A 24,797-nucleotide genomic window follows, 5' to 3' on the forward strand; every position below is an offset into this window, starting at 1 on the left:
ATTAGACTACATTTTACTAGTACAAAGATTCATCTGTACAAAAATCTTAAACAAAAAGGGATGGTTATATGTTGAAGAAATTAGTAGCAGGGACATTAGTAGCTGGATTTGCATTAACTGGAGGATTAGGTGCAGTAAGTGCTGAAGAAAAAAATAACACAATCAAATCATTTGATTATTTAAAAGTGGATGAACAAAATGTTTCTTCCTTTGCAAAATTAAGTGATCAAGATAAGAAAGACATCCAAATTACTATGGTATTACCAGAGCAAAATGAAAATGGAGATTGGTTAGCTTATGGTTTTACTAATAGAGAAACATTGGATGCTTATATTGAGAAGGATAAAAAAGCGCTTAAAAATAAAATTAATCCTTTAGGTAGCGGCGCTGGTAGTACTGATTTTTATGAACATATAAATAAAGGTGGACAATATATTTACTGGAGTAGCGGCTTTAAAAACTTACCTTCTAGCTGGAATGACAGAATTTCTTCTGTAAGCACAGCATCACCTTCTGCAAGTTATTCAACGACACTTTGGGAGCATACTTCTACACAAGGATATGGGAAAGGTGTTGTATTTAAACACGCTGATTGGTATGGTAAAACTGCTAATTTAGCTCCTGAATGGAACGATAAAACTTCAGCTATTGACATTAAAAAGTAATAGAGGATTTAATTTCTTCTATAAAAATCCAAACCACTATTCTCTCATTCATCTAGAGAATAGTGGTTTATTATAATTCCATTTAAGCATGTACAGCATGTCCTACAGCTTGCAATAGCGCTTCATGAATCGCTTCAGATAAAGTTGGATGAGCTGCAATATAATCTCTCATTATATCAGCGGTAACTTCCGTATGAATCATTACAGTTCCTTGTCCGATTAATTCGGTTGCACGAGGACCAATAATAGAAATCCCTACAATTTCTTGATATTTAGGTTCAACAATAACTTTTACTTTACCCGTTTGTTCTCCAATAATAAGTGCTTTACCGTTTGCCGTAAAAGGAAATTCTCCAATAAGAATATCACCATATTGCTCTCTTGCTAATCTTTCACTTAAACCGACGCTAGCAATTTCTGGTGCTGTATAAACACAGCGAGGTACAGCATGATAGTTTACTTTTATACCTTCTCCGCTCGCGTGTAATGCTGCTGTTGTTCCTTCATGGAAGGCAACATGAGCAAGCTGGATTCCCCCAATCACATCACCAGCTGCGTAAATATGTGATATGTTTGTTTGCATATGTTCATTCACAGAAATTCCTTTATTCGAAAATTGAATGCCTGCTTTTTCTAATCCTAACTCTTGTACACGTGGTTTTCGACCTACAGAAACGAGAACAAATTCTGGATTGGCTTCTTGGATACTTCCTTCGTATTCAAATGAAGCCTGCTTTTTATAATTATTTAATCCTTTTAAAGCTGCTCCTGTAAATATTTCTACGCCATCATTTTCTAGTTTCCCTCTTAAAATGTGTGCGATATCTTCATCTTCACCTGGTAATAATTGCGGTTCCATTTCAACAATCGTAACTTTTGTTCCAAGACGACTATAAATACTTGCAAATTCACAACCTATTACACCACCGCCAACGATTAATAATGATTTCGGTATGTTTTCTAGAGACATTGCATGGGTACTATTTAAAATCCACTTTCCATCAAATGGAGCAAAAGGTAATTCAGTTGGTTCTGAACCTGCCGCTATAATAAACTGTTCTCCATCTACTACAGCTTCTTTATCACTGTGCATAACTCTCACACGGTGATCCGTTTCAAATTTTACTTTCCCTTTTATTACTTTAATTTTATTTTTCTTCATTAAATATTGAATTCCTTGTACGAGCTGCGTTACAATTTGTGACTTCCTTCCCTGTATTTGCTTCCAATCAATTGATATACTTCCTTTGTTAAGCTTAACTCCATAATTATTCGCTTTTCTCACAATGTCATGCACTTCAGCACTTTCTAACAGTGATTTCGTAGGCATACACCCAACATTTAAACACGTACCACCAAGATCAGCTTCATCAATAAGAGTGACGTCTTTACCATTTTGAGCCGCGGTAATTGCTGCTACATAACCAGCAGGTCCGCCCCCAATTACAACTAATTTACTCATTCTCTCACCTTCTCTTTATAAAAGAATTGTTACAGGTTCTTCTAAATAGCATTTAATTGTGCGTAAAAATGCAGCTGCTGGTGCACCGTCTAATACGCGATGATCGAATGTTAAACTTAAAGGTAACATACTTCCTTTTCTTAATTTTTTTCCTTTATATACAGGAACATGTTCAATCGCACCGACACCTAAAATACCAGTTTCAGGTGTATTTAATACTGGCGTAAAATATTCAATACCAAAGCTTCCTAAATTACTAATTGTAAATGTTGTTCCTTGCATATCGTCGCTATTTAAACTGCCTGCTCGTGCCTTTTGTGCCACATTCTTAATCTCTTTAGATAACTCTACTAAAGGTAGATTATTTGCAAATCGAATAGCTGGAACGACTAATCCTTTTTCTAATGCGACTGCCATGCCTAAATGAACATGTTCAAATTGATGAATTGCATCATCTATATAAGCGCTGTTCATTTCTTTATGCTCTCCAAGTGCTAATACAACAGCACGAGAAACGAAATCCGTAATGGTTAGTTTGTTATCGTATCTTTTTTGTACAACTTCCACTATTTCTTTATGTAAAGCAACTAAATCTGTAACATCTACTTTCATCGTTAACGTTAGTTGCGCGCTATTTTGTAAGCTTGCATGCATACGATTTGCGATTGCTTTTCGCATACCTGTAACAGGAATCACTTTACTTTCTTCTTGTTCAAGTACTTCTGGTATTGCTACTCTTTCTTCAAGCGCCTTTAATACATCTACCTTTGTAATTCTTCCACCAGGACCTGTACCAAGTAATGATCTAATATCAAGGTTTTCAGTTTTTGAAATTTTCTTCGCTACTGGAGATATTTTAACTCTTTGCTTCGTCACATCTATCACATATGGTTCTAGATGTTGGACCTTTTTAGGTTCTGGATTAGATGTTTTTTCTTCTACAACATTTGTACTTTCATAGACTTCTACTTTTTCGTTCGGTTTACCGATATAGCAAATTACAGTGCCAGGTGGAACTCCCTCATCTTCACTTACAGCTATATCAAGAACAGTTCCATCAGCTGGTGCTTCTATCTCTGTTTCAATTTTTTCTGAATTAATACTAGCGATTAATTCTCCTTTTGCCACATTATCGCCCGCTTTAATATTCCAACTCGTAATAATACCTTCTTTCATCGCCATACCTAACTTCGGCATTACAACTTCTACAGCCATGCTTCTCTCTCCCTTCTCATCGTTTCATTACACATGTAATAAAGATTGGTCTGCGATCATTTCTGATACAGTTTCAATTACTTTTTCTGGCGTTGGCAAATACAACTTTTCAAGCGGTGGTGAGAACGGAACAGGTGTATGTGGTGCTGTAATTCGTTTAATAGGTGCATCTAACAAATCGAATCCTTTATCCGCTACAATTGCCGCAATATCTGTTGCGATACTACATCTTGGGTTTGCTTCATCAATAACGATAAGACGATTTGTTTTTTCAACAGATGCTAAAATCGTATCCTCATCAAGCGGTGATAAAGAACGTGGATCAATTACTTCTACTTCAAGTCCCTTTTTTGTTAATTGCTCAGCAGCAGCGAGCGCAGTATGAACTTGTTTTCCAATTGCAACGATTGTTACATCAGTACCTTCACGTTTAATATCTGCTTTTCCTAAAGGAATTGTATAGTACCCTTCTGGTACTTCGCCTTTCATATTGTAAAGTGTTTTATCTTCAAAGAAGATTACTGGATCATCATCTTCAATTGCCGCTAATAGTAAGCCTTTTGCATCATACGGAGTGGAAGGAACGACGACTTTAATACCTGGAATACTTGTAAATAACGCGTATAAACTTTGTGAATGCTGCGCTGCTGCACTAAATCCAGCACCGTGCATCGTACGTACTGTAACTGGAACTTTTGCTTTACCACCGAACATATAGCGGAACTTTGCACCTTGGTTTAATACTTGATCAAGACAACTACCGATAAAGTCATTAAACATTAATTCAGCTATCGGACGTAAGCCTGTTGCCGCCGCTGCCATCGCAGCTCCCATGTAACCCGCTTCAGAAATTGGTGTATCTAAAATACGATTTCGGCCAAATTCTTGTACTAGCCCTTTCGTCACGCCAAGTACACCGCCCCACGCTTCATCATCTTGCAAGTGATCAACTTGTGCACCACCTGCAACGTCTTCTCCTATTAAAATTACATTTTCATCACGACGCATTGAGATTTTCATCGCTTCATTAATTGCAGTTGACATACTTACTGTTCTAGTCATTATTTTTCACCCTCCTCTTATTTGTAAGAAACGTATACATCTTTTAATAATTCTTCATCCTCTGGATATGGACTATTTTCACTAAATTCAATTGATCTTTGCACTGCATCATCTACTGCTTTCTCCATATCAACAAGTTCAGATTCTGTTAATAAACCTTCATGAATTAAATGTTTACGGAAATTCACAATCGCATCTATTTCATTTAAATGTTTTTCTTTTTCCTCTGCAGTTTTATATGTTTGTGCTTCACCCTCAAAATGACCGTAGTTACGATATGTCATACATTCAATTATTGTTGGGCCACCGCCATTACGCGCGCGTTCCACCGCTTCTTCGGCAACTTTGTATACTGCAAGTAGATCTTTTCCATCTACTTGAATACCTGGAATATTATAAGCTTTTGCACGATCAGCAATAGAGTCACAACTTGAAGCATATTCAAATGTCGTTGCTTCACCGTAACCGTTATTTTCAGCGATAAAAATTACTGGTAACTTCCAAATCGCTGCTAAATTAACGCCTTCATGGAATGTTCCTTCATTATTTGCTCCGTCACCGAAGAAACAAACACTTACATCTTTCGTTCCTTTATATTTAGCTGTTAGTGCTGAGCCGCAAGCAAGCGGGAAACCGCCACCTACAATCCCATTTGCACCAAGCATTCCTTTATCTAAATCAGCAATATGCATGGAGCCGCCTTTACCTTTACATAAACCTGTCGCTTTCCCAAAAAGTTCAGCCATCATACCGTTTAAATCACAGCCTTTTGCGATACAATGTCCATGTCCTCTATGCGTACTTGTAATACTGTCACTATCCGTTAAGTGGGCACATACACCAACTGCTACCGCTTCTTCACCTGCGTATAAATGAACGAAACCTGGCAAAACACCTTGCGCGAACAATTCATGCACCTTATCTTCAAACTTACGAATCTCTAACATTTTTTCGTACATCCAACGAGCTTGTTCTTTCGTAATTTCATTCCCTTTACTTTCAGTTGTTTTTAACATGTCCAGCCCTCCTATTTTCTTGTTCATCTTTTATATTGCAAGTACTGTGCCAAATTCTAATCCTTGATTTAATAGGTTTTCTCTTTACTTTCATAATAAAAAAGTGGACAAAATGAGACATCTGTCTCGTTTTGTCCACTTTTGTTCACTTTTGTTCACTTTTGTTCATCTAATTTTAGAATTATTATGTTATTCATTATCAAAACTCTTCTGTAACTTCCGGATGTAAATAATTTGACCAATATGATACGCATTATGAGTTGTTACATTTGCTAGCACTTCCCACCACTTAGCGGAAACTGGAAATCCAATTACATCACTTTCAACCTTCTCTTCATTGATAAGCTTTTGCCATTGTAACAGTTTCTCTAGTAGTTTTTCTCTTAACTCATCGAAGGTTTGATTATCTGAAAGCATAAAACTTTTGTTATTATCACCAATAGCGGGCACGGCATTAACATTCGATTCTTTATACCTAGTTTGCCACGTTGAATTCCAATACAGTAAATGTTGTACAATTTCAGCTATACTATTACTCTCTTCATTCGGTTTCCAGAAAGCTTCTCTCTCAGATAGATCTTTAACTGCATCTGAAAATGGAATATACCAACTGGGATCGTTCGCATTTGCTAATAACTGATCTGCTAATACATCTTTCACTTGAGCCATTTTTCTTCCCTCATTTCATTATCATATTAATATACACTACTCTATATACGCTGATTCCCTATAAACCCCTTTTTTACATACGAATTGATTTCATAATGAATATAAGAATAATAGATTTTCTTATTATAACTCGTTATGATAAAAGAAAAAGAAAGCGAGCAAAAAATGAATAAAAAAATCGCAGTTATAACCGGGGCTTCAAGTGGGTTCGGTCTTTTAACAACAATTGCCCTTGCGAAAAAAGACTATTTAGTTATCGCTACAATGAGAAACCTTAAAAAACAAGTGAACTTAATATCTCAAGCTAATCAACTCAACTTGCAGCAAAACATAAAAATTCAACAATTAGATGTAACTGATCAAAACTCTTTACATAACTTTCAATTATTTTTAAAAGAAATAAACAGAGTAGACCTTCTTATAAATAATGCAGGATATGCAAATGGCGGCTTTGTAGAAGAAATTCCAGTAGAGGAATACCGTAAACAATTTGAAACGAACCTTTTTGGCGCTATTTCAATTACTCAGCTTGTTTTACCTTATATGAGAGAACAACAAAGTGGAAAAATCATTAATATAAGCAGCATTAGTGGTCAAGTTGGATTCCCTGGTCTATCCCCTTACGTTTCTTCAAAATATGCATTAGAAGGATGGAGTGAATCCCTTCGTTTAGAAGTACAACCTTTCGGAATAGATGTTACATTAATTGAACCTGGTTCTTATAACACGAATATTTGGGAAGTTGGTAAACAACTAGCTACAAACCAATCTGATACTACTTCTCCTTACAAAGAATATATGGATAAAATCCAAAAACATATTAATAGTGGCAGTGATACATTTGGTAATCCGATAGATGTTGCTAATAAAATTGTAGAAGTTGCAGAAGCAAAGCGTACAACATTACGATACCCAATTGGAAAAGGTGTAAAATTTATGATCTTAGCAAAGAAGATTCTTCCTTGGAGATTGTGGGAATACCTTGTTTTGAAAAGTTTAAAGAAGATGTAATTTTTTTTGAAAGAGGTGCTAATTATATGTTAGGTTTACCCTATGGCAAATTGTTTTTAGTTCCGTGGACTGAAGAATGGGAAATTGAATTTACGAAAGAGAAACAATTCATTGAGGAACAAATTGGCGAACATATTTTAGCAATACACCATATTGGAAGTACTTCCATTCCATATTTAAGTGCAAAGCCAATTATTGATATTGCAATCGAACTAGAAGATTATAAAGACGGTTTAAAATGTATTAAAAAATTAAAACTACTAAATTATACGTACAGAAAAGATGTATTGCCTGAAAGATACTATTTTAATAAAGGAGAGCCACGAACTCATCAAATTCATATGTATGAACAAGGGAATGCATATTTAATAGAACAATTACAATTTCGAGATTACTTAATAGACAATAAAACTGCTCGTATACAGTATGAACAGTTAAAGATTCAACTTTCAAAAGCTAATCCTAATGATAAACATCAATATGCAGAGGATAAAACAAATTTCGTTAAATCTATTTTAGCTAAAATAAAATAAGAAACCATTTAGTAGTAAATGGTTTCTTATTTATTAGTTATTTCATTATTTGTACCATTATTAATGAATTTATTATGTAGCAGGTGGAACGAAATAAAATAGTATTGAAAGCATCAATATAAATGCAACCATTCCCATTATCGAAAGTATATATTCTTTTGATTCTCTATCATACTTCCATTCCATCCATGCTCTTAAAGTACATGATATCCCTAAATAAGTGAACATGACATAAGCCGTTTTAGCGTTTTCAAATTTAAATATATAATAACAACTACTTATTACATAAATAATAATAAGCCCTATTTCTAATTTTACATGTAAACTATTCACATGCTTATATCCAAAGAAGCCTCTTTTCTCCATATTTAATTTTCTTCTTAAAAACTGTTCTATAAAGTAACCACCTATACCAAGTCCAATAATAATAATCAAAATTGTAGAAGTACCCATTGCTATCTCCCCTATTACTTTATTTATCTTTAGTAATAAAGTGGACTATATTACGTTTATTCTCTTCTAAATAACTTACAATTCCTTCAGGATATGTTGGTTTCTCTTTTAATTCCTTTATACTCTTCCATATTAATATAATATCTTCATGTTCTTTATGTCTTATTTCATTTGTAATCATCTCTTCAACCGTTCCCCTATGTATTAATGTACCTTGATGTCCTTTTTCGTTGTTCCACTCGAAAATATGCTCATTTACAACAGCTAGCTCTTGGACATCAATCTTCAAATCGTATTCTTCCATTAATTCTCTTATTATCGCTTCTTTTGCTGTTTCACCAAATTCAATAGAGCCTCCTGGAAAACGATAAAATGATTCACTTAAATCACATTGTACAAGTACTTTAGAATAATCTTCATTTACAATCATTGCTTCAGCACGTAATTTAGGCATTTTCATTTTGTCTCCCCATTCATTTCATATATGTCTAAATCCAATAGGTATAAAAGAAAAGATTAAGCATAATCCCTGTTATTATTAATAGAGGAACCGTTCCTAAAGAAATGACATATTCCCTCGATTCTTTATCAAATTTCCACTCCATATATGATTGAAAGCAGTATAAAGTTATTAAAAATAAAATGGGTAAGTTGCTAATATAAATAGGATTTAAATTGGCACATATCATCGTAACAATTATATAAGAAACGATAAGAACCCTAATACCCCATTTATGAGTGTTGTTTACATATTTACTATTCCATCCTGTTTGTTTCGGTATATTTAATTTTTTTCTCACTACTTTTTCCAAAACAACTAAGAATATGATCCATACTATTAATAAAATTCCTTTAACTAAAAACAGTGATGTCTCCTCCTTTACTTTTTATCTGGCTGATCACTCGGATAAGTAGCCTTTCCTTTATTATCAATATCCCAACTAATAATTGTCGCACTATCGCGTCCGAATTGATGATGAACGTGCTCTAATACATGATGAACACTTTCTTCATGTATTATATTATTTCTATTCATATCATTATACAGATTTAATGGTGTTTCATATCGACGGTCCCCACATTCTAATACCCCATCTGTCACCATTACAATTCGATTGTTGCCAGTACGTAATTCACGAATTCCTGATGAATAGCAAGGAACAGGTAAATCAAATGTGTTTACATTTCCAATCCATTCGTAAAAATGACGTTGATTTAATGCATATTGCCCTAACTTATGTAACTCTTCATGAAATACATAAACTAAACAATCTCCAATAGATAACCACCATAGATAATTTTCTTTTCTTACACATAGTAAGCAAGCTGTTTCACCTTTAATTATTTTGCACTGTTCTTTAAATGAAGAGGACTGAAAAATTGTAAGTATATGATTTTCAAGAGATCGAAACACAGTTTCAATTGGTTCTTTCATAATCGTTTTTATATTTTCATACTCTTTTTCAATTGTATTTACTACTAAATCAACACTTTCTGCACTATTATGTCCATCTAGTATAGCTGCAAATTCCCAATTACCATTTGACCAAACTAACGCACCATCTTCATTCTTTTTTGCTCCTGCGCTTATATTCCCACCATATGTACCAAGCAAGATGTCACCATATTGCTTTACCGAAATTTCGTCTAAACACATTTCCCTACTTCCAACCCATGAATATTGTCTATTATTTGTTGTATGCATATTCACTCACCATATACTTTCGTATTCTTTCACATAGTTTTTTGATTTCTTCTGCGTCACCATAAGGCGCACCTGTCCATTTCGCTACTTCAGTCGGTGACCAAAACTCTTTTGGTTTATTTGTATAACGCGGTATGATGTGCATATGCATATGTGGTACACCATTTCCTGAAACAAAAGTGTAAATATGTTCTGCACCTTCACTTTCTTTTAGCGCTTTACTCATTCTACTAGTTATAAGTCCGAATGCTTTCGCCTCATCTTCAGTTAATTCAGCTAGACCAGGTACATGTCTTTTTATGTCAATCATTATATAACCAAGATATGTTTCTTCACTATCCCAATGGACATGTCCAACGTATATAAGATCATCTTCATAAATAGCACCACCTGGAACTATAATATTTCCTTTATGTTTTTCACAAATAAAGCAGTTTTGTTCTACTTGTTTGTTTGTTGACATATCCATCACCATCCTTTTTATATATAATATCATAAAAAAAGGAAAAAAAGGTTTTATATTCCGAATATTCGTTCTTTTAACGCAACAATTTTTGAAATGAATTTACAACCTCATTTTTTCTTCAAAAACGCAATTCCAATTACAAGCCCAATCACAATTCCGATTACTAAATTATTTGTAAAGTACCCTTGGAATACACCGATTACAACCCCTATACCGACGCCTATTGCCAAGGCATCATTTCTTTTTATATTTTTAGCCAAATTGCATCTCCTCCCATCATTTCTTCCCTAATAATATCCATTTACATGACGTCGCTGTCTCCTAATATATTCGCTATTCCACTTAATAATTTCCAAAAAATGTACTTTATTACTTATACTTTTCCACCACATAATCCTCTTCTTAAAAAGAGATTTTCAAGTCGCTATTAAATAAACATATCGTTATTCATCGAAGAATTAAATCAATGAAATAACAACAAAACCAAGTTTTTGCGTCAGCTGATGGTTCTGTTATTGTTCGTATGTGATCTTTTCGAATATAAAAAAACACACTTTGTATAATAAAGTGTGTTTTCTTTTTATCTTCTTTTTTGATGAAATCCTTGTGTAATGCGGTCTAATATAATCGCAATGACAACAATAGCTAGTCCTGCTTCAAATCCCATCCCGATATTAACTTGTGTTACAGAGCGGTATACATCAACTCCAAGACCTGGTGCTCCTACAAGAGATGCTGTTACAACCATTGATAACGAAAGCATAATGCTTTGGTTCACACCAGCCATGATTGTTCCAGTTGCGAGTGGTAATTGTACCTTAAATAATTTTTGTGATGCGGTAGAGCCAAACGCATTCGCTGCTTCAATTAAATCTTCTGGAACTTGTCTAATTCCTAAATCAGTAAAACGAATTGTCGGTGGCATTGCAAAGATTACTGATGCAATAATCCCAGGTACTACACCTACTCCGAAAAATGTAATCGCAGGAATAAGATATACGAAAGCTGGCATTGTTTGCATAAAATCTAATGTCGGTTTTAAAAATTTTGAGAAGCGTTCATTTTGAGAAGCTAAAATTCCGATTGGGATACCTACAATGATTGAAATAATAACAGATGTAAGTACAAGTGCTAATGTTTGCATCGTTTGTGCCCAGTAGTTAATATTTAAAATAAATAATAAACCGATCAGTGTAAAAATAACTAAAGATAATTTTCTCGTTGTGTACCAAATGAGGAAACAAAGGATAATAATCATCAATATGGCTGGTATTATTATTAAAAAATTAGTGAGTAAATCAACGAATCCTCCAATAATATAAGAGAACCCTCGGAATACGCCTTCAAAGTGCTCATATAAACTTGCAACAAATGAATCGACCCATTCCCCTAATGGAATACGCGGAATACTATTCATCGTCTTTCACCTCTTCCTCAATGTTTCCTGCAAGAGCTTGAATGACACTTTCACGTTTAATGATTCCTCTAAGTCTTTTCTTCTCATCAATTACGGGTAACGGATATTTCATCTCCGCCATCTTTGCATATGTTTCCTCAAGTAAAGTATCCAAATAAACATGCGGAATATCGTTAAGTAATAAATCAGCAATCGGCCACTGTTTTTGTACTGCTTTACTCGCATCATCCGCAGTTAATATACCTAAAAACTCATACTTTTTGTTTACAACATATACAGTAGAAACACCGGCGTTCCTCATAATTTGAAGTGCTACACGTGGTCCACGATCAATTAATAAAGTCTCCGGTCGTTTTAAAATAGATTCTGCCGTAATTACTTTTCCTAAATTCACGTCCGCCACGAACTTCTCTACAAATTCATTGGCAGGACTCATCATAATTTCTTCCGGTGTTCCAATTTGGACAACTTCTCCGTCTTTCATCAATGCAATTCGATCACCAATTCGAAGCGCTTCATCTAAATCATGCGTAATAAAAATAATTGTTTTTTCCATTTTATCTTGAAGTTCTAATAGCTCATCTTGCATTTCTTTTCGAATAAGTGGATCTAATGCACTAAATGACTCATCCATCAATAAAACATCTGGGTCATTCGTTAGTGCCCTTGCGATTCCAACGCGTTGCTGCATTCCACCACTAAGTTGACTTGGATAATTATCTTTATGATGGTCTAATCCAACTAATTTCAAAGATTCTAACGCTTTTTTCTCTCGTTCCTCAACTGGAACTCCCTGAATTTCTAACCCGTACGCAACGTTTTGAATCACTGTACGATGAGGAAATAAAGCGAACTTTTGAAATACCATGCTCATCTTCGTTCTTCTCACTCTTCGCAACTCTTCTTTCCCCATCGTTGCGATGTCTTCACCATCTATGTATATATGACCTGCGGTTGGTTTAATTAATTGGTTTAACATACGAACTAACGTAGATTTCCCGCTACCAGACAAACCCATAATAACGAAAATTTCTCCAGTATATACTTCGAACGTTGCCTTTTTCACACCAACATTCATTCCTGTCTCTTTTAAAATATCCGATTTACTTTTTCCCTCTTTTAATAAGGAAAGGGCTCTTTGCGGATGTTTCCCGAATACTTTTGTTACGTTTTCAACACGCACCTTTGTATTATCCATGTCACTACTCCTTTTCTACCCATCTATTCACATAGTGTTGCGATTTTGCAAAGAAATATTACATAAAAATGACATTCATAAGATTTCTTTAAAATTCTCGTTTCCGTTCATAATAAGAATGCTTACTTATACATTTATTTAAAAAGGCAAACGTTCCTTAGGAGGTTTTCAATGAGAAAGAAAATATGGCTTATATGCCTTGCATTATTTATTACTATGATTTTCACCTCATGTAATGCAACAAATGCAAATTCGAAAGGGAAAATTAAACTTGGTGTAACAAGTTGGAAAGAAAACATTGCAACAGCAAACATGTGGAAAGTTTTATTAGAACAAAAAGGCTACAAAGTTGAACTCATGTATTTAGAAAAAGCGGCGATTTGGACTGGTGTCGCTCGTGGTGATGTTGATGCTAATTTAGAAGTATGGCTACCCGTTACGGATAAACCACTAAACGATCGTTATAAAGATGATATTGTCTTAAAATCAAAATGGTATGAAGGAACTGGACTAGGTTTAGTCGTACCATCTTATGTGAAAAACATAAACAGTATCGAAGATTTAAATGCTCATAAAGATGAACTAGATAATAAAATTGTCGGTATCGAACCCGGTAGTAGTCTTATGAATTTAACGAATAAAGCAATGAAGGAATATGACCTAAAACTAAAACTTGTCCAATCTTCAGAAGCTGCGATGATGAGTGAATTAAAGAAAGCATATACGAAAAAGAAACCAATCGCTGTTACGCTTTGGAATCCACATTGGGGCTTTTCAGAATTTGACTTAAAATATTTAAAAGACCCTAAGAAAGTATATGGTGAAAAAGATGACATTTATTACTCTGTTCGTAAAGGTTTCGAAAAAGATCATCCGGATATCGTGAAATACTTTGATAAATGGAAAATGAACGATGAACAGCTTGGTACATTAATGGTCATGTTAAATAAAACGAAAGATCCCGAAGAAGCGGCGCGAAATTGGATTAAAAAGAATCAATCGTTAGTTGATGAATGGATTAAAGATTAAAAAAACAGGCTAGAGAATTAGCATATTCTCTAGCCTGTTTTATGTTATTTTTTCTCAACGACCCCATCAACAATCCCATATTCTTTAGCTTCCTCTGCTGTCATAAAATAATCTCTTTCCGTATCATGTGCTATTTTTTCGATTGGCTGTCCTGTTCTGTCAGCAATAATTTTATTAATGTCATGCTTTAATTTCAATATTCTTTTTGCTGTAATTTCGATTTCTGTTGCTTGCCCTTTTACACCGCCAAGTGGCTGATGAATCATGATTTCACTATTAGGAAGGGCAAACCTTTTTCCTTTTGCGCCAGCTAATAGTAAAAGGGCACCAAATGATGCTGCTAAGCCCATACAAAGCGTTTGCACATCCGGTTTAATAAGATTCATCGTATCTAATATTGCAAATCCCGCTGTCGTTGAGCCGCCAGGACTATTAATATACAGGAATATATCTTTCTCCGCGTCTTCCGCTTCTAAAAATAATAATTGCGCTACTACACTGCTCGCAACCTGATCATTAATCTCTGAACCGATTATAATAATTCGGTCTTTTAATAACCTTGAATATATATCATAGGAACGTTCTCCTAATTTCGTTTGTTCTACTACATATGGAATTGCATTCATTTTAAATCCCTCCAATAATTGTTATGCCGCGCAAAGCATACAACTGTAGGAAGAAGGGTTTTTCGCATTAAATAATAAGACTGGCTGTTTAGATGGTAACTTAGTAAAATCAATTGTCGGAAGAAGTTTGGTTAATAATTCCGGCCTTTCTTCACGAATAGATGTTACTACAACTTCAATATCATCTGTGAATTCGACTATCTCAATCCCTTCTTCACTTACAGTTTTCAGCCTATTTCTACTCCGAAATAAAGAAGCTTTCACTGCCCCTTCCGATACGGAACATACTTTGGCAATATCAGCGATACTATATTGAAAAACATCCTTTAATAATAAAATTGCAGATTGCTGGACATTTAATGAAAATAATACTTTCCCTACCATTTCATGCAAATCCGCAATTTTTTCATGTGGTTCTTCAAAAGTAATTTGGTCTCTTATTTTTTCATGAACTGATTTTGACTTTATTTGATCTAACCAACGATTTCTAGCTATTTTATATACAAGCGTCATACAAATATCTTTATCACTATATTTTTGAAGAACTTTACAAACTGTTTCTTGGGCAAGATCTTCGCCGTCCCATTTGTTTTTCGTTAAAAATGTACAGTACCTTTTCAATTCTCCATATTGCTCAATTAAAAAGTTTATATTTGAATGATTCATATCGATATGATTTTTTAAAATATGAGTTACTTTTGTGCACAAAATAACCACTCCTTTTCAGCGCTTACTTAATTAACGATTCAACAAATAAAAAAGTTACGGGGCATATAAAAAAATTATGTTTATGTTCAATAATTCGCGGTCATAAATATGTTATGTACAATTTTACGTGAGGAGGAATAAATTTGCCAAAATTAACAATTGAAGGTGCAGGAACTTTTGATGTAACAGAAGGCACAAAGTTAGTATTAGCGATTGAAGACAACGGTGTAAACATACTTCATCGTTGCGGCGGAAAAGCACGTTGCACAACTTGTAGAGTAGAAATTATAGCGGGTGATTTTTGTGAAGCGAGTGCGAATGAAAAAAATGCGATGACGGAAAAAGGGATTGAGGATCATTTACGATTATCTTGTCAAATGCGTGTACATAAAGATTTAGTCGTTCGTCCGGTACTTACAGTTGAGAATTCAGGTCTTGATGCTGGGCCACGTCCGGCGGAATAAAGCGATGAATCTAAAACAACTCGCAGGTGAATATGCTGCAAACTTTGTAAAAGATGGAATGACAGTTGGGCTTGGCACAGGTTCAACTGTATATTGGACGATTCAAAAATTAGGTGATCGTGTAAAAGAAGGGTTATCATTTCAAGCTGTACCGACATCAAAGGAAACAGAGGCATTAGCGCAGCAATTAAATATCCCATTGATTTCGTTAAACGACGTACAAAGTCTTGATCTTACAATTGATGGAGCTGATGAAATTGATCCTAATTTACAGCTTATTAAAGGCGGCGGTGGTGCATTACTACGAGAGAAAATTGTAGCCTCCTCCTCGAAAGAACTTATAATTATCGCTGATGAATCAAAAGTTGTGACACGTTTAGGAACTTTTCCATTACCTGTTGAAATCATACCTTTTTCATGGAAACAAACCGAAAATAAAATCCAATCTTTAGGATGTCAAACAACATTACGCTTAAAAAATAATGTAACGGTTATAACTGATAATAATAACATGATTGTCGATTGTATATTCCCTAATCATATATCTACTCCTTCCGATTTACACAAACAATTAAAAATGATTACTGGTGTAGTTGAAACCGGATTGTTTGTTAATATGACTAGTAAGGCGATTATTGGAACAAAAAATGGGATTAAGGAATTATCATGAAAGCTGACTCTTACAGTCAGCTTTTTATATTTTCTCTTTATTGCGTAACATTATGATATACTATTAAAACAAAAGCACATCACACTAGAAAGGACTGAACAATTTGCACTCCAAACTCATAACAGAACTTACAGATTTAGAAACTGCCTTTCACATTCGAAAAGAAGTATTTGTAAAAGAACAAAATGTCCCACTTGAAGATGAATTCGATATGTTTGATGAAATCGGAGAGACATGTAAACATATTTTAGTTTATTATAATGAGCTTCCTGTAGGTACAGGTCGTATCCGATTTGTTGATGGTACTGGTAAATTAGAACGCATTTGTATTTTAAAAGACTATCGTAAATACGGTTTAGGAAAAGTAATTATTCAAGCGTTAGAAGAAATTGCTCGAAACAAAGACGCTACAAAAGTAAAACTACACGGTCAAACACAAGCTGAAGGGTTTTATAAAAAACTAGATTATCAAACTTCTTCTGATGTATTTATGGAAGATGGAATTCCGCATATACTTATGACGAAAATATTATCATAATAAAAAGGGTAGTATATGAAACTACTTTATGTATTCATATACTACCCTCTTTTATTAATAGAAAAATGAATTCTCAAGATGTCCTTTTGCATCAAAGCCCATTATCTCTTAGTTCATACCTCGGTAAAGCTTATATTGTTTTCCATAATGATAAGGCATAAATCCAGTTTGGATCCCCATTTCCTTTATAACTCTGGACTGCTTCATATACTTTTCCCTTGTGTAGAACTCTATCTCCCTTTTCATATGCTTTCTTTGCATCCCACTCTTCATATGAAGCGCTTTCAGTTTTTGTAGTAATTGTGAACATATCACTCTGTACAGATTCATTTCCAGCTCCATCAACAGCTTTCACTACATATTTATAAGTAGTATTAGGGAGTAAATTTTTATCCATATAAGAAGTCGTATTGGATGTTGCAATCTTTTTCATCGATCCTTCTGTTTCTCTATAAATATCGTAATGGTCTACACCAATATTATCGTCAGAAGGACTCCACATTAAATCCACACTTGACGTTGTTGTTCCCATACTATGTAATCCTTTTGGTTGTGTTGGTGCTTCTGTATCAGGAGCCTCAACTGTCGTTTTCACTGTATATGCTGCACTTTCTTTCGAGACATTTCCAGCTGTGTCAATCGCTTTTACAGTATAAGAATATTCCGTACTTGGTTGTAATTTTTTATCAATAAAATGAGTGCCCGGTACAGTATCGATCATCTCTCCGTTACGGAAGATTTGATATCCTTTTACCCCTACATTATCCGTAGAAGCGTTCCATGCTAGTTCTATACTATGCGCTGTTACTTTTTGTTCCTGAATTCCATTTGGAATACTTGGAGCTTCTGTATCTGGTTTTACGTCATTGATGAGTTTAACATCAATTACATTATAAAATGCATTTGCAGTATCAGCTACATCCCATACTGCTAAAATCACATGATATCCACTTCGATCAGTAGGTACATTGATTTTGTGAGTTAAATTATTTGAGGCTGCAGAACCATCATGTTGTACAGTTCCAATTGGTTCAAAATCTGCTCTTGTGAGCGCTTTATTTGGATTCCATCCTTTTTTTGTAATATAGTAATGCCATTTACTCGTTAAATGAGGCGCTGTATACTTCCAAGTAAATGTATTTTCACCACCTGTGATTGTATTTTTAAACCAACGATTGTCTGCTTGTTGATCTAAAATACCACCAAATTTACCACCTGCAGAAGCGATTTGCCCATCAACTGGGCCACCTTGCGGGAATCCTTTTGGTGCTTCTAAGCTTTGCGGTTCATACATAACACTTCCGCAATTTACATTTAGTGCACCATAAGTTGGACTACATAAAGCAGATCGGCTGCCAGGCTTTTCAACAAAACCGTGCGCGTATGCGTTTTGAGGAATAAGTGTCGTACCAATAATTCCAGCTGTTAATGCAACAGCTCCTAGACTTTTTTTGTTCATTTTCATGTTTTGTAGTTGTTTTAAAAATCGATTATTCATGTTCCTGTCCCCTTCTTGTTATACTTTGTAGTGTAATGTGGGCTTTGATGTAAAAGAATAACGAGAGACAATCTTGTATCGATGTATGTGTTAGTTATGCATACACCGCAGTGAAAATATATTTCTATTCATGTGAAATATTTCACTTAATGAATATATCATGACATAGAAATCAACAAAACATGCGCAGAAGTTGTGCAGAAAATGTGAAAGCATTACTAACACATAATACTATGGCCAGAATTTATAAAACAGGATATTTAATCTTTCAATGTAATTGATTCTCCGCTTTATATAACAGAAAAGTGTCTATACCATTTCATATAGACACTTTTCTCATGTATAATCTTCTATTTATTACTGACCTATAAATGTAAAAATCTCATCGACAGCTTGTTTATGCCCACCAGATTTTCGAAATGACTCCTTCAAATGTAATGCAGCTTCTTTATATGATGGATTATTTAATACAAGTTCTACACTTTCACGTAGTTGTTCCACAGTTAATTCTTTCATAGACAACTTAATCCCAGCTCCTAGATTCTCTACTTGCTTTGCGATTACTGGCTGATCTGCACTTTGTGGAATTACAATGAGTGGAATCCCGTTATTTAATCCTTCATGTGTACTGTTCATCCCGCCATGTATAATAAATAACTTTGTATATGTTACTTCTTTTTATAATCTAACTATCTACGTTATCGCACTTCTCTAAAAATAGTTTTACTTCATTTGAAGATTTTAAAATAACAACATCTTTATCCTTGCTTAATTGATTTAGCCTCTTTAAAATGAAAGGTCGTTTCGTTTTAGGGTATTCCCATATCCATTTGAAAAATTGCAAATCAAATCTTTCTTTACATCCAGCCCCCATATCCGGCCTTGTTTTATTCCGATATTGTACAATCCTTTTAAAAGCACGATAAACACATATTGTTCTATGAATATCAAGAAAGATAATTGTATCAGCTGCGTTCATTCTTATGTCCATTGTCCCGCCATAATTCCCATCAATAATCCACTCATCTTCTTTAACTAATTCATTTTGAACCGTTCTTTGCTCTTCTTTCGAAACACCCTCCCAATTTGGTTTCCAAAATAGTGCATCAAGATGATGCACCTTAATATTTAGTTTATTTCCTAGCTGTTTTGCTAATGTAGATTTCCCTGAACCACCAGAACCTATTAATATTATTTTTTTCATAAATACATACTCCTTTTCAGATTCCCTTATTTCTTCCGTAACATAAATTCATAAAACATTCCAATCCCCACACCAATTGTGTAAGCCACCAAATCACTCCACAAAAATCCGTAACCTAATACGAGTCCACCTAAAGTCGTTGCACGAACGCTATCTATCCATTCAGCATGGTATAATTGGCTCACTTCAATCCCGTAGCAAAACATTAAACTAATAAAAGTCAATTTCTTCGTTTCTATTTTAGGAAATAAAAATCCGAATCCAGTAAAAATCATTAATGCCCATAAAGCATCACCTAAATAATCATTTAATAGAGCGGGCAGCGCAAAAGCTAACTTTCTTGAGCTAAGACCTAAAATAATTACAACGATAGTAAACAGTGCATATAATAATCTATTTCGTTCCCTATTCATATAAAGTTCTCCTAAAATGTAATTTAAAACTACAAATAGCTAGTAAAATATAATCATTTTACTAGCTAGCTATTTATTAATTGCTTTCATAATAAGAAAATGGGGATTTGTATTTAAATAATGATAAGATTTTTCATTTACTTCTTTCATCTTTTCAACTGGCCTCGGTTCCACCATTTTTTCTAACACAAAATAATTTGTTGTTTCATTAATAATGTCTTGAAGTGACCTTCTAAAAAATTCAACTTCAATTGTAATGTTGGATTTAACCCAAGTATCTACTAATAATTGTTTTTCGAAATAATTTTCACAAGTAAACTTTGTAAAGTCCATAAAAGGATGATGAATGGAATATATAAATTCTCCACCTGGCTTCAATACTCGACGAAACTCCTGAAATACTTGATTCCAATTTTCTAAGTAATGAAGGGTTAACGAACTCACAATAACATCAAAAGTATTATCTTCAAATGGTAATGTTTCTTGCAAGTCATGACAAAGAAACGTCGCTTTATCACCTGTACTTTCCTTTGCAGCTTTTACCATTTCAGAACTCACGTCAATTGCAGTGACATTTGCTCCTCTTTCTATAAATTGAGAGGTATACCACCCAGCTGCACATCCAGCATCTAGTATACTCTTCCCTTCTAAATTCTTCGGAATCATCTCCATCATCGCTGGTCTTTCGTAATAGCTGTTATATGGATTTGCCACATCTAGATTTTCTTTATATGTACTCGCTAATTTATCATATGTACCTTTAATCGTGTCTTTCAATACATCCACCCCTTATACATATTAATCTAATAATTCTTGCTGCTTTTTCTTTGAAAATGACTGTAGAACTAAATCATACGACCAATCAATCATCTTATTAATTTGCTCCCGCTCTACAACTTTATTAATATACACTGTATTCCAATGTTTTTTATTCATATGATATCCTGGAATGATTGTATCTGGATAATCTTCTCTTATTCTTATTGAAAGTTCTGGATCACATTTTAATGTAATTGCCGCTTTTTCACCTTCTTCATGGTTCAATATCGCAAATATTTTATTGTTAAGCCTCATACATGTTGCATTCCAACCATCAGGAGAATCTTCTGTCGCTTTTCTTTTTTGATAAACAATATGTTCTTATTGCAATCATTCTAATTGTCACCTCTTATTCTTTCACTATTTGATTACGATGCATTACAATTTGTTTCGTCGCTTGAAACTGCTGTTCACCATAAAACTTTATAAATTTCTCTCCACAAAATAAGCTCACAATATCGATATGAGGTATCTCTTCAAGTAACATTGTAAGCATCTTCTCTCCAATACCTTTATTTCTTACACTCTCATGTACAACAACATCTTCTATGTACGCTCGAAAAACACCATCAGAAACAACTCTAGCAAATCCTATTAATTCGTTATTTTCCCATACCCCAATAGCTATACTATTCTTTAACATTTTTTGAATATCGTTTTCTTTTCTTTTCTTTCTGGCCACCAACCGACAGAATCGTAAAGTTTCTTTATTTTTTCTGCGCAGATTGGTTGATCATGTTGTAATTTATACGTGTACATTTTCTTTCTCCCATTGAATAGAATTTATATTATTATAATTACTTTTATGAATAATTCAATTTGGTATTAGCAAATTCGCTTGCATACTTGTTAGCACTTCTCATTAAGTAACTCCAATGATATTGCAGCGAATTCCTCAATACGATCTACACAGTGCAGTTTCTCTTGGTATTTACTTTTCCTTACTTCCCTTCTTTCACTATATAGTTCTGGAATCCCCCTGTTACCAAACCTTCATAAGATTAATTTATAATACAGATTCTACAATTGCAATATAAACAGTTCTTCACTACCTTTCATATCCCCTCTATTAAATTACGTTATTTAAAATTGGTGAATTTATGAATATAAACAATTACTAATGGGATATTTATCTATTAAACTTTGAATTACTTGTAAGAAATGGTAAAGTTAATAAGGTAAAAAATACATTAAGTGAGGCGATTTTTTGAAAAAGTTTAGTTTATTACTAACAGCATTTGTCATGATTTTATCATTGTTCATTCCAAATCTTACAAGTGCCAAATCTTTCCCTGATGTCCAATCTAATCATTGGGCAATTAAAGAAATTAACTATTTATCGGATAAAGGTATCATTAAAGGTACGCCAGATGGATCTTTTAAGCCAAGCGATGATGTAACTCGTGGACAAATGGCCTTAATGCTAGATTTATCATTAAAATTAGAAAAACCATCTAGTTATAATCATATTTTTTCCGATGTAGCCAAAGGTATCTATTACTATGATTCTGTACATAAGTTAGCACATAATAACATTGTACAACGCGAAACAAACTATTTCCCTGACCGCTCATTAACTCGTGCAGAAATGGCAAAAGTTTTAGTTAAAACTTTTGATTTGAAGCCTACAGGTGCTGACGTCAATTTCCCTGATGTTCCATCTAATCACTGGGGTTACAATTATGTCAAAATTTTAGCACAAAATAATATTACCACTGGATTACCTGATGGTACATTTGGTCCAGGTGTAAAAGTAACTCGTGAACAATTTGCTGCATTTTTGGCTCGTGTATTAGAAACAAATTTCCGTCCTGCTCTTCCTAAGCCTAAAGGAGAGTTAGAAGTTCATTACATTGATGTCGGACAAGGTGATGCTACTTTTATTAAATCTCCAAGTGGAGAAACGATCCTTATTGACGGTGGAAATAACGGAAAAGGTAAAGTTGTAGCAAATTATTTAAAAGGATTAGGATTTCAAACTATCGATTATATGATTGCCACTCATCCTGATGCCGATCATGTAGGCGGATTGGATGAAGTGCTTTATGCTATAAATGTAAAAAACGTTTACGCACCTAAAGTGAGTCATACGACACAAACGTTTAAAGACTTTTTAACTGCAGTAGCTAACAAAGGGTTAACTATTAAAGAAGCGAAATCTGGAGTAACTTTACCAATCAATGGTTTAAACTCACAATTTTTAGCTCCTGTTAAAGAATACGGTAACGATTTAAATGAGTGGAGTGCTGTATTAAAAGTAACACATGGCAGCAAATCTTTCTTATTTACTGGTGATGCTGAATCTAAAAGTGAAAAAGATATGGTTGCAACGTACGGTTCCAGCCTAAAATCCGATGTATTAAAACCTGGTCACCATGGAAGTAAGACATCTTCTTCTCAACCATTTTTAGATGCAGTGAAACCAAGTATCGCTATGATCAGTGCAGGTGCAGGTAACCGATATGGCCATCCTACACAGGAAACTTTAGCAAAGTTAAATGCAATGGCTGTTAAGGTATATAGAACCGATTTAAATGGAACTGTAACTATTAATAGTGATGGTTCTAGCATTTCTGTAAGAACGGAGAGATAATTATGAAAAGAGGTATTATTGACCGTTTTGAAGGGGAACTAGCAGTTATTGAAGTGAATAACGTAACAATTGATGTACCTAAATCCAAACTCCCTTCCACTGCAAAAGAGGGTGATGTTCTTATAATAGAGGATGATACGTATACAATTGATAAGGACGAAACAGATAAAAGAAGACGTGAAATACAAGATTTAATGAATAAGCTATTTGAATAGTAAAAAAGAGCCCTCCAAAAAAACTGGACGGCTCTTTTTTTACACAAATAGTAGCTAGTTATTTTTTTATTATTTAACTTCATACCACCAACCTTTTCGATCAAGCCAGCTTTTCATTGCGTTTAATTGCGTATCACTAGTGGGTTCAGTAACAAAATATGTTAAACCATCTGATTGTAAAATGAAGGTAGCAGTCATTTTTAAAGAAGTTAACGCTCCCATAACATCTGGAGTTTCATGTGGTGAAAAAGCACCTGATTGGATAATGTTTTGTTTTGAAACTTGCGCTTGCACATTTTCTTGTTTTGGTACTGATTCAGTAAACCAAGAAAGTGGCTTATTTCCTATTAATTGATTTAAATCACATGTACCGATACCAGGTACATTACCAGTCTCAGTGTATTGCCAAATATCACAAGGATATGCTGGTTTATTACCGCCATACCTAGGAATCCATACAAAGTCACTTTTTACGTTCGCCATACCGAAAGGCGCATACATATGATGTCCAACATATAAACCAACTTTCTTAGCACCTAGTCGGCGTAATTCATCGATAAAAGCTTGTGTACCGGCTCTCATGTCATCCATTGTTTTCATTTCTACATCAGCTGCCCAAACTGTAGCGCTCTTATCACCACGATTCCAAAAATCTTGTGCTTCCTTCTTCGCATCAGCAATTGAAATAAAACGGCAGAATGCATAGTTACCAAAAGGAATATTTCTTGTTTTCATTGCTTGGGCATAATTTTTATATAAAGGGTCTACATAATTTGAACCATCTTGTACCCTAGCGATTACGAAATCTAGTTGGGGCGCTGCTACATCCCAGTTAATGTTACCGTTCCATTTTGAAATATCTACAATATACCCCATAACTTAACACCTCCTTTATCATTATTATATTCAGTGCTCGTCTTATTGCTCTTCTCCTTCTAAAAATTCAATAGTATTTGTTAGTGCATATAGTAAATACGACTAGTTTCTTCTACAAAGACAGTAACTCATTTCCGATAAAAAAGAAAATCTTTGTTATACGAACCTTATTATTTGTTCCCATAATTGCATCTGATTGAGTAGTAGCTATAAACAAAATAAAAAGCATCACCTTGTTAGTGATACTTTTAAAATCTATTTTTCTTGTAGAA

29 protein-coding genes and 4 pseudogenes are annotated in these 24,797 nt (G+C 34.2%); 9 read left to right on the forward strand and 24 right to left on the reverse strand.

All coding sequences use genetic code 11. From position 1 onward, the window contains the following. The first annotated feature begins 68 nt into the window (after positions 1-68). Positions 69-665, forward strand: a complete 597-nt coding sequence (locus V7S50_RS15060; RefSeq protein WP_242253047.1) for a hypothetical protein — start codon at positions 69-71, stop codon at positions 663-665. Between the two features lie 82 nt (positions 666-747). Here the strand turns inward: V7S50_RS15060 and lpdA are convergent, their stop codons facing one another. From lpdA to V7S50_RS15085, 5 genes are all read right to left on the reverse strand, one after another. Next, positions 748-2,127 (reverse strand): dihydrolipoyl dehydrogenase, encoded by a 1,380-nt coding sequence (lpdA, locus tag V7S50_RS15065; protein WP_242253045.1) that lies wholly within the window; start codon positions 2,125-2,127, stop codon positions 748-750. A gap of 15 nt (positions 2,128-2,142) precedes the next feature. Continuing rightward, positions 2,143-3,342, reverse strand: coding sequence for a dihydrolipoamide acetyltransferase family protein (locus tag V7S50_RS15070; protein WP_242253044.1), 1,200 nt, complete (start codon positions 3,340-3,342; stop codon positions 2,143-2,145). A 27-nt stretch (positions 3,343-3,369) separates the two neighbouring features. Continuing rightward, a complete protein-coding gene (gene acoB / locus V7S50_RS15075) occupies positions 3,370-4,404 on the reverse strand; it encodes an acetoin:2,6-dichlorophenolindophenol oxidoreductase subunit beta (protein ID WP_242253043.1) in 1,035 nt (344 codons plus the stop codon). 17 nt (positions 4,405-4,421) lie between these two features. After that, positions 4,422-5,420, reverse strand: a complete 999-nt coding sequence (gene acoA, locus V7S50_RS15080) for an acetoin:2,6-dichlorophenolindophenol oxidoreductase subunit alpha (protein ID WP_242253042.1) — start codon at positions 5,418-5,420, stop codon at positions 4,422-4,424. A 189-nt stretch (positions 5,421-5,609) separates the two neighbouring features. Beyond that, complete coding sequence (locus tag V7S50_RS15085) at positions 5,610-6,089, reverse strand: DinB family protein (protein WP_242253041.1); 480 nt, start codon at positions 6,087-6,089, stop codon at positions 5,610-5,612. Positions 6,090-6,254: 165 nt separating this feature from the next. Between V7S50_RS15085 and V7S50_RS15090 the strand changes: the two genes are divergently transcribed. Both V7S50_RS15090 and V7S50_RS15095 read left to right on the forward strand, forming a co-directional pair. Beyond that, a complete protein-coding gene (locus tag V7S50_RS15090) occupies positions 6,255-7,100 on the forward strand; it encodes an oxidoreductase (RefSeq protein ID WP_242253040.1) in 846 nt (281 codons plus the stop codon). A 26-nt stretch (positions 7,101-7,126) separates the two neighbouring features. Then, a complete protein-coding gene (locus V7S50_RS15095) occupies positions 7,127-7,633 on the forward strand; it encodes a GrpB family protein (RefSeq protein WP_242253039.1) in 507 nt (168 codons plus the stop codon). A gap of 72 nt (positions 7,634-7,705) precedes the next feature. On the opposite strand, the gene V7S50_RS15100 is transcribed toward V7S50_RS15095, so the two are convergent. The 8 genes and pseudogenes from V7S50_RS15100 to V7S50_RS15135 all read right to left on the reverse strand — a co-directional run bounded on the left by V7S50_RS15100 (position 7,706) and on the right by V7S50_RS15135 (position 12,872). Then, complete coding sequence (locus tag V7S50_RS15100; protein WP_242253038.1) at positions 7,706-8,086, reverse strand: DUF4181 domain-containing protein; 381 nt, start codon at positions 8,084-8,086, stop codon at positions 7,706-7,708. Between the two features lie 19 nt (positions 8,087-8,105). Next, positions 8,106-8,546 carry an NUDIX domain-containing protein gene (locus V7S50_RS15105; protein WP_242253037.1) on the reverse strand — a complete coding sequence of 147 codons (441 nt, stop codon included), beginning with the start codon at positions 8,544-8,546 and terminating at the stop codon, positions 8,106-8,108. 28 nt (positions 8,547-8,574) lie between these two features. Beyond that, positions 8,575-8,898: a DUF4181 domain-containing protein gene (locus V7S50_RS15110; RefSeq protein ID WP_080468295.1), complete on the reverse strand. Its 324-nt coding sequence runs from the start codon at positions 8,896-8,898 to the stop codon at positions 8,575-8,577. A gap of 68 nt (positions 8,899-8,966) precedes the next feature. Beyond that, on the reverse strand, positions 8,967-9,791 hold the full coding sequence (locus V7S50_RS15115; protein WP_242253036.1) for a PP2C family serine/threonine-protein phosphatase: 825 nt from the start codon (positions 9,789-9,791) through the stop codon (positions 8,967-8,969). After that, on the reverse strand, positions 9,775-10,287 hold the full coding sequence (locus V7S50_RS15120) for an HIT family protein (protein ID WP_242253034.1): 513 nt from the start codon (positions 10,285-10,287) through the stop codon (positions 9,775-9,777). The genes V7S50_RS15115 and V7S50_RS15120 overlap by 17 nt, the downstream gene beginning before the upstream one ends. Before the next feature lie 77 nt (positions 10,288-10,364). Beyond that, positions 10,365-10,534, reverse strand: a pseudogene (locus tag V7S50_RS15125) (septum formation initiator). A 303-nt stretch (positions 10,535-10,837) separates the two neighbouring features. Next, a complete protein-coding gene (locus V7S50_RS15130) occupies positions 10,838-11,674 on the reverse strand; it encodes an ABC transporter permease (RefSeq protein WP_063221434.1) in 837 nt (278 codons plus the stop codon). After that, positions 11,667-12,872 (reverse strand): quaternary amine ABC transporter ATP-binding protein, encoded by a 1,206-nt coding sequence (locus V7S50_RS15135; RefSeq protein WP_242253032.1) that lies wholly within the window; start codon positions 12,870-12,872, stop codon positions 11,667-11,669. The genes V7S50_RS15130 and V7S50_RS15135 overlap by 8 nt, the downstream gene beginning before the upstream one ends. A gap of 171 nt (positions 12,873-13,043) precedes the next feature. Here V7S50_RS15135 and V7S50_RS15140 point away from each other — a divergent pair, with 171 nt between their 5' ends. Next, positions 13,044-13,901 carry a glycine betaine ABC transporter substrate-binding protein gene (locus tag V7S50_RS15140; RefSeq protein WP_242253030.1) on the forward strand — a complete coding sequence of 286 codons (858 nt, stop codon included), beginning with the start codon at positions 13,044-13,046 and terminating at the stop codon, positions 13,899-13,901. 44 nt (positions 13,902-13,945) lie between these two features. On the opposite strand, the gene clpP is transcribed toward V7S50_RS15140, so the two are convergent. Both clpP and V7S50_RS15150 read right to left on the reverse strand, forming a co-directional pair. Further along, positions 13,946-14,527 (reverse strand): ATP-dependent Clp endopeptidase proteolytic subunit ClpP, encoded by a 582-nt coding sequence (gene clpP / locus V7S50_RS15145; RefSeq protein ID WP_001992188.1) that lies wholly within the window; start codon positions 14,525-14,527, stop codon positions 13,946-13,948. A 21-nt stretch (positions 14,528-14,548) separates the two neighbouring features. Continuing rightward, positions 14,549-15,235 carry an RNA polymerase subunit sigma-70 gene (locus V7S50_RS15150; protein ID WP_063221437.1) on the reverse strand — a complete coding sequence of 229 codons (687 nt, stop codon included), beginning with the start codon at positions 15,233-15,235 and terminating at the stop codon, positions 14,549-14,551. A 143-nt stretch (positions 15,236-15,378) separates the two neighbouring features. Here V7S50_RS15150 and V7S50_RS15155 point away from each other — a divergent pair, with 143 nt between their 5' ends. From V7S50_RS15155 to V7S50_RS15165, 3 genes are all read left to right on the forward strand, one after another. Then, the gene (locus tag V7S50_RS15155) at positions 15,379-15,699 is read left to right on the forward strand and encodes a 2Fe-2S iron-sulfur cluster-binding protein (protein WP_242253028.1); all 321 of its coding nucleotides are present in this window, start codon (positions 15,379-15,381) and stop codon (positions 15,697-15,699) included. Positions 15,700-15,703: 4 nt separating this feature from the next. Further along, entirely contained in the window at positions 15,704-16,369 is a 666-nt protein-coding gene (gene rpiA, locus V7S50_RS15160) for a ribose 5-phosphate isomerase A (protein ID WP_242253027.1), read from the forward strand. A 103-nt stretch (positions 16,370-16,472) separates the two neighbouring features. Next, entirely contained in the window at positions 16,473-16,907 is a 435-nt protein-coding gene (locus tag V7S50_RS15165) for a GNAT family N-acetyltransferase (protein WP_063221440.1), read from the forward strand. A 130-nt stretch (positions 16,908-17,037) separates the two neighbouring features. Here V7S50_RS15165 and V7S50_RS15170 read toward each other — a convergent pair whose 3' ends face one another. From V7S50_RS15170 to V7S50_RS15200, 7 genes and pseudogenes are all read right to left on the reverse strand, one after another. Then, positions 17,038-18,405, reverse strand: a complete 1,368-nt coding sequence (locus V7S50_RS15170; protein ID WP_242253026.1) for a lytic polysaccharide monooxygenase — start codon at positions 18,403-18,405, stop codon at positions 17,038-17,040. A 357-nt stretch (positions 18,406-18,762) separates the two neighbouring features. Continuing rightward, a pseudogene (locus V7S50_RS15175) lies at positions 18,763-19,077 on the reverse strand (nucleotide disphospho-sugar-binding domain-containing protein); the annotation flags it as partial. Between the two features lie 13 nt (positions 19,078-19,090). Continuing rightward, positions 19,091-19,609, reverse strand: coding sequence for a DNA topology modulation protein (locus V7S50_RS15180; RefSeq protein WP_242253025.1), 519 nt, complete (start codon positions 19,607-19,609; stop codon positions 19,091-19,093). A gap of 26 nt (positions 19,610-19,635) precedes the next feature. After that, a complete protein-coding gene (locus tag V7S50_RS15185) occupies positions 19,636-20,022 on the reverse strand; it encodes a ribosomal maturation YjgA family protein (protein ID WP_242253023.1) in 387 nt (128 codons plus the stop codon). Positions 20,023-20,091: 69 nt separating this feature from the next. After that, the gene (locus tag V7S50_RS15190; protein WP_242253021.1) at positions 20,092-20,799 is read right to left on the reverse strand and encodes a class I SAM-dependent methyltransferase; all 708 of its coding nucleotides are present in this window, start codon (positions 20,797-20,799) and stop codon (positions 20,092-20,094) included. Positions 20,800-20,820: 21 nt separating this feature from the next. Then, a pseudogene (locus V7S50_RS15195) lies at positions 20,821-21,175 on the reverse strand (MmcQ/YjbR family DNA-binding protein). Positions 21,176-21,190: 15 nt separating this feature from the next. Continuing rightward, positions 21,191-21,600 (reverse strand): annotated as a pseudogene (locus V7S50_RS15200) (GNAT family N-acetyltransferase). 448 nt (positions 21,601-22,048) lie between these two features. Here V7S50_RS15200 and V7S50_RS15205 point away from each other — a divergent pair. Then, complete coding sequence (locus V7S50_RS15205; protein WP_242253020.1) at positions 22,049-23,434, forward strand: S-layer homology domain-containing protein; 1,386 nt, start codon at positions 22,049-22,051, stop codon at positions 23,432-23,434. A 2-nt stretch (positions 23,435-23,436) separates the two neighbouring features. Continuing rightward, on the forward strand, positions 23,437-23,649 hold the full coding sequence (locus V7S50_RS15210) for a DUF3006 domain-containing protein (protein ID WP_000820164.1): 213 nt from the start codon (positions 23,437-23,439) through the stop codon (positions 23,647-23,649). Positions 23,650-23,718: 69 nt separating this feature from the next. Here V7S50_RS15210 and V7S50_RS15215 read toward each other — a convergent pair whose 3' ends face one another. Together V7S50_RS15215 and V7S50_RS15220 are read right to left on the reverse strand one after the other, a co-directional pair. Then, on the reverse strand, positions 23,719-24,525 hold the full coding sequence (locus V7S50_RS15215; RefSeq protein WP_242253019.1) for an N-acetylmuramoyl-L-alanine amidase C-terminal domain-containing protein: 807 nt from the start codon (positions 24,523-24,525) through the stop codon (positions 23,719-23,721). A gap of 112 nt (positions 24,526-24,637) precedes the next feature. Then, positions 24,638-24,784, reverse strand: coding sequence for a phage holin family protein (locus V7S50_RS15220; RefSeq protein ID WP_286676873.1), 147 nt, complete (start codon positions 24,782-24,784; stop codon positions 24,638-24,640). Positions 24,785-24,797 lie beyond the last annotated feature (13 nt).

The sequence above is a fragment of the Bacillus sp. CCNWLW194 genome (assembly GCF_037120585.1).
Taxonomy (GTDB): domain Bacteria; phylum Bacillota; class Bacilli; order Bacillales; family Bacillaceae_G; genus Bacillus_A; species Bacillus_A basilensis.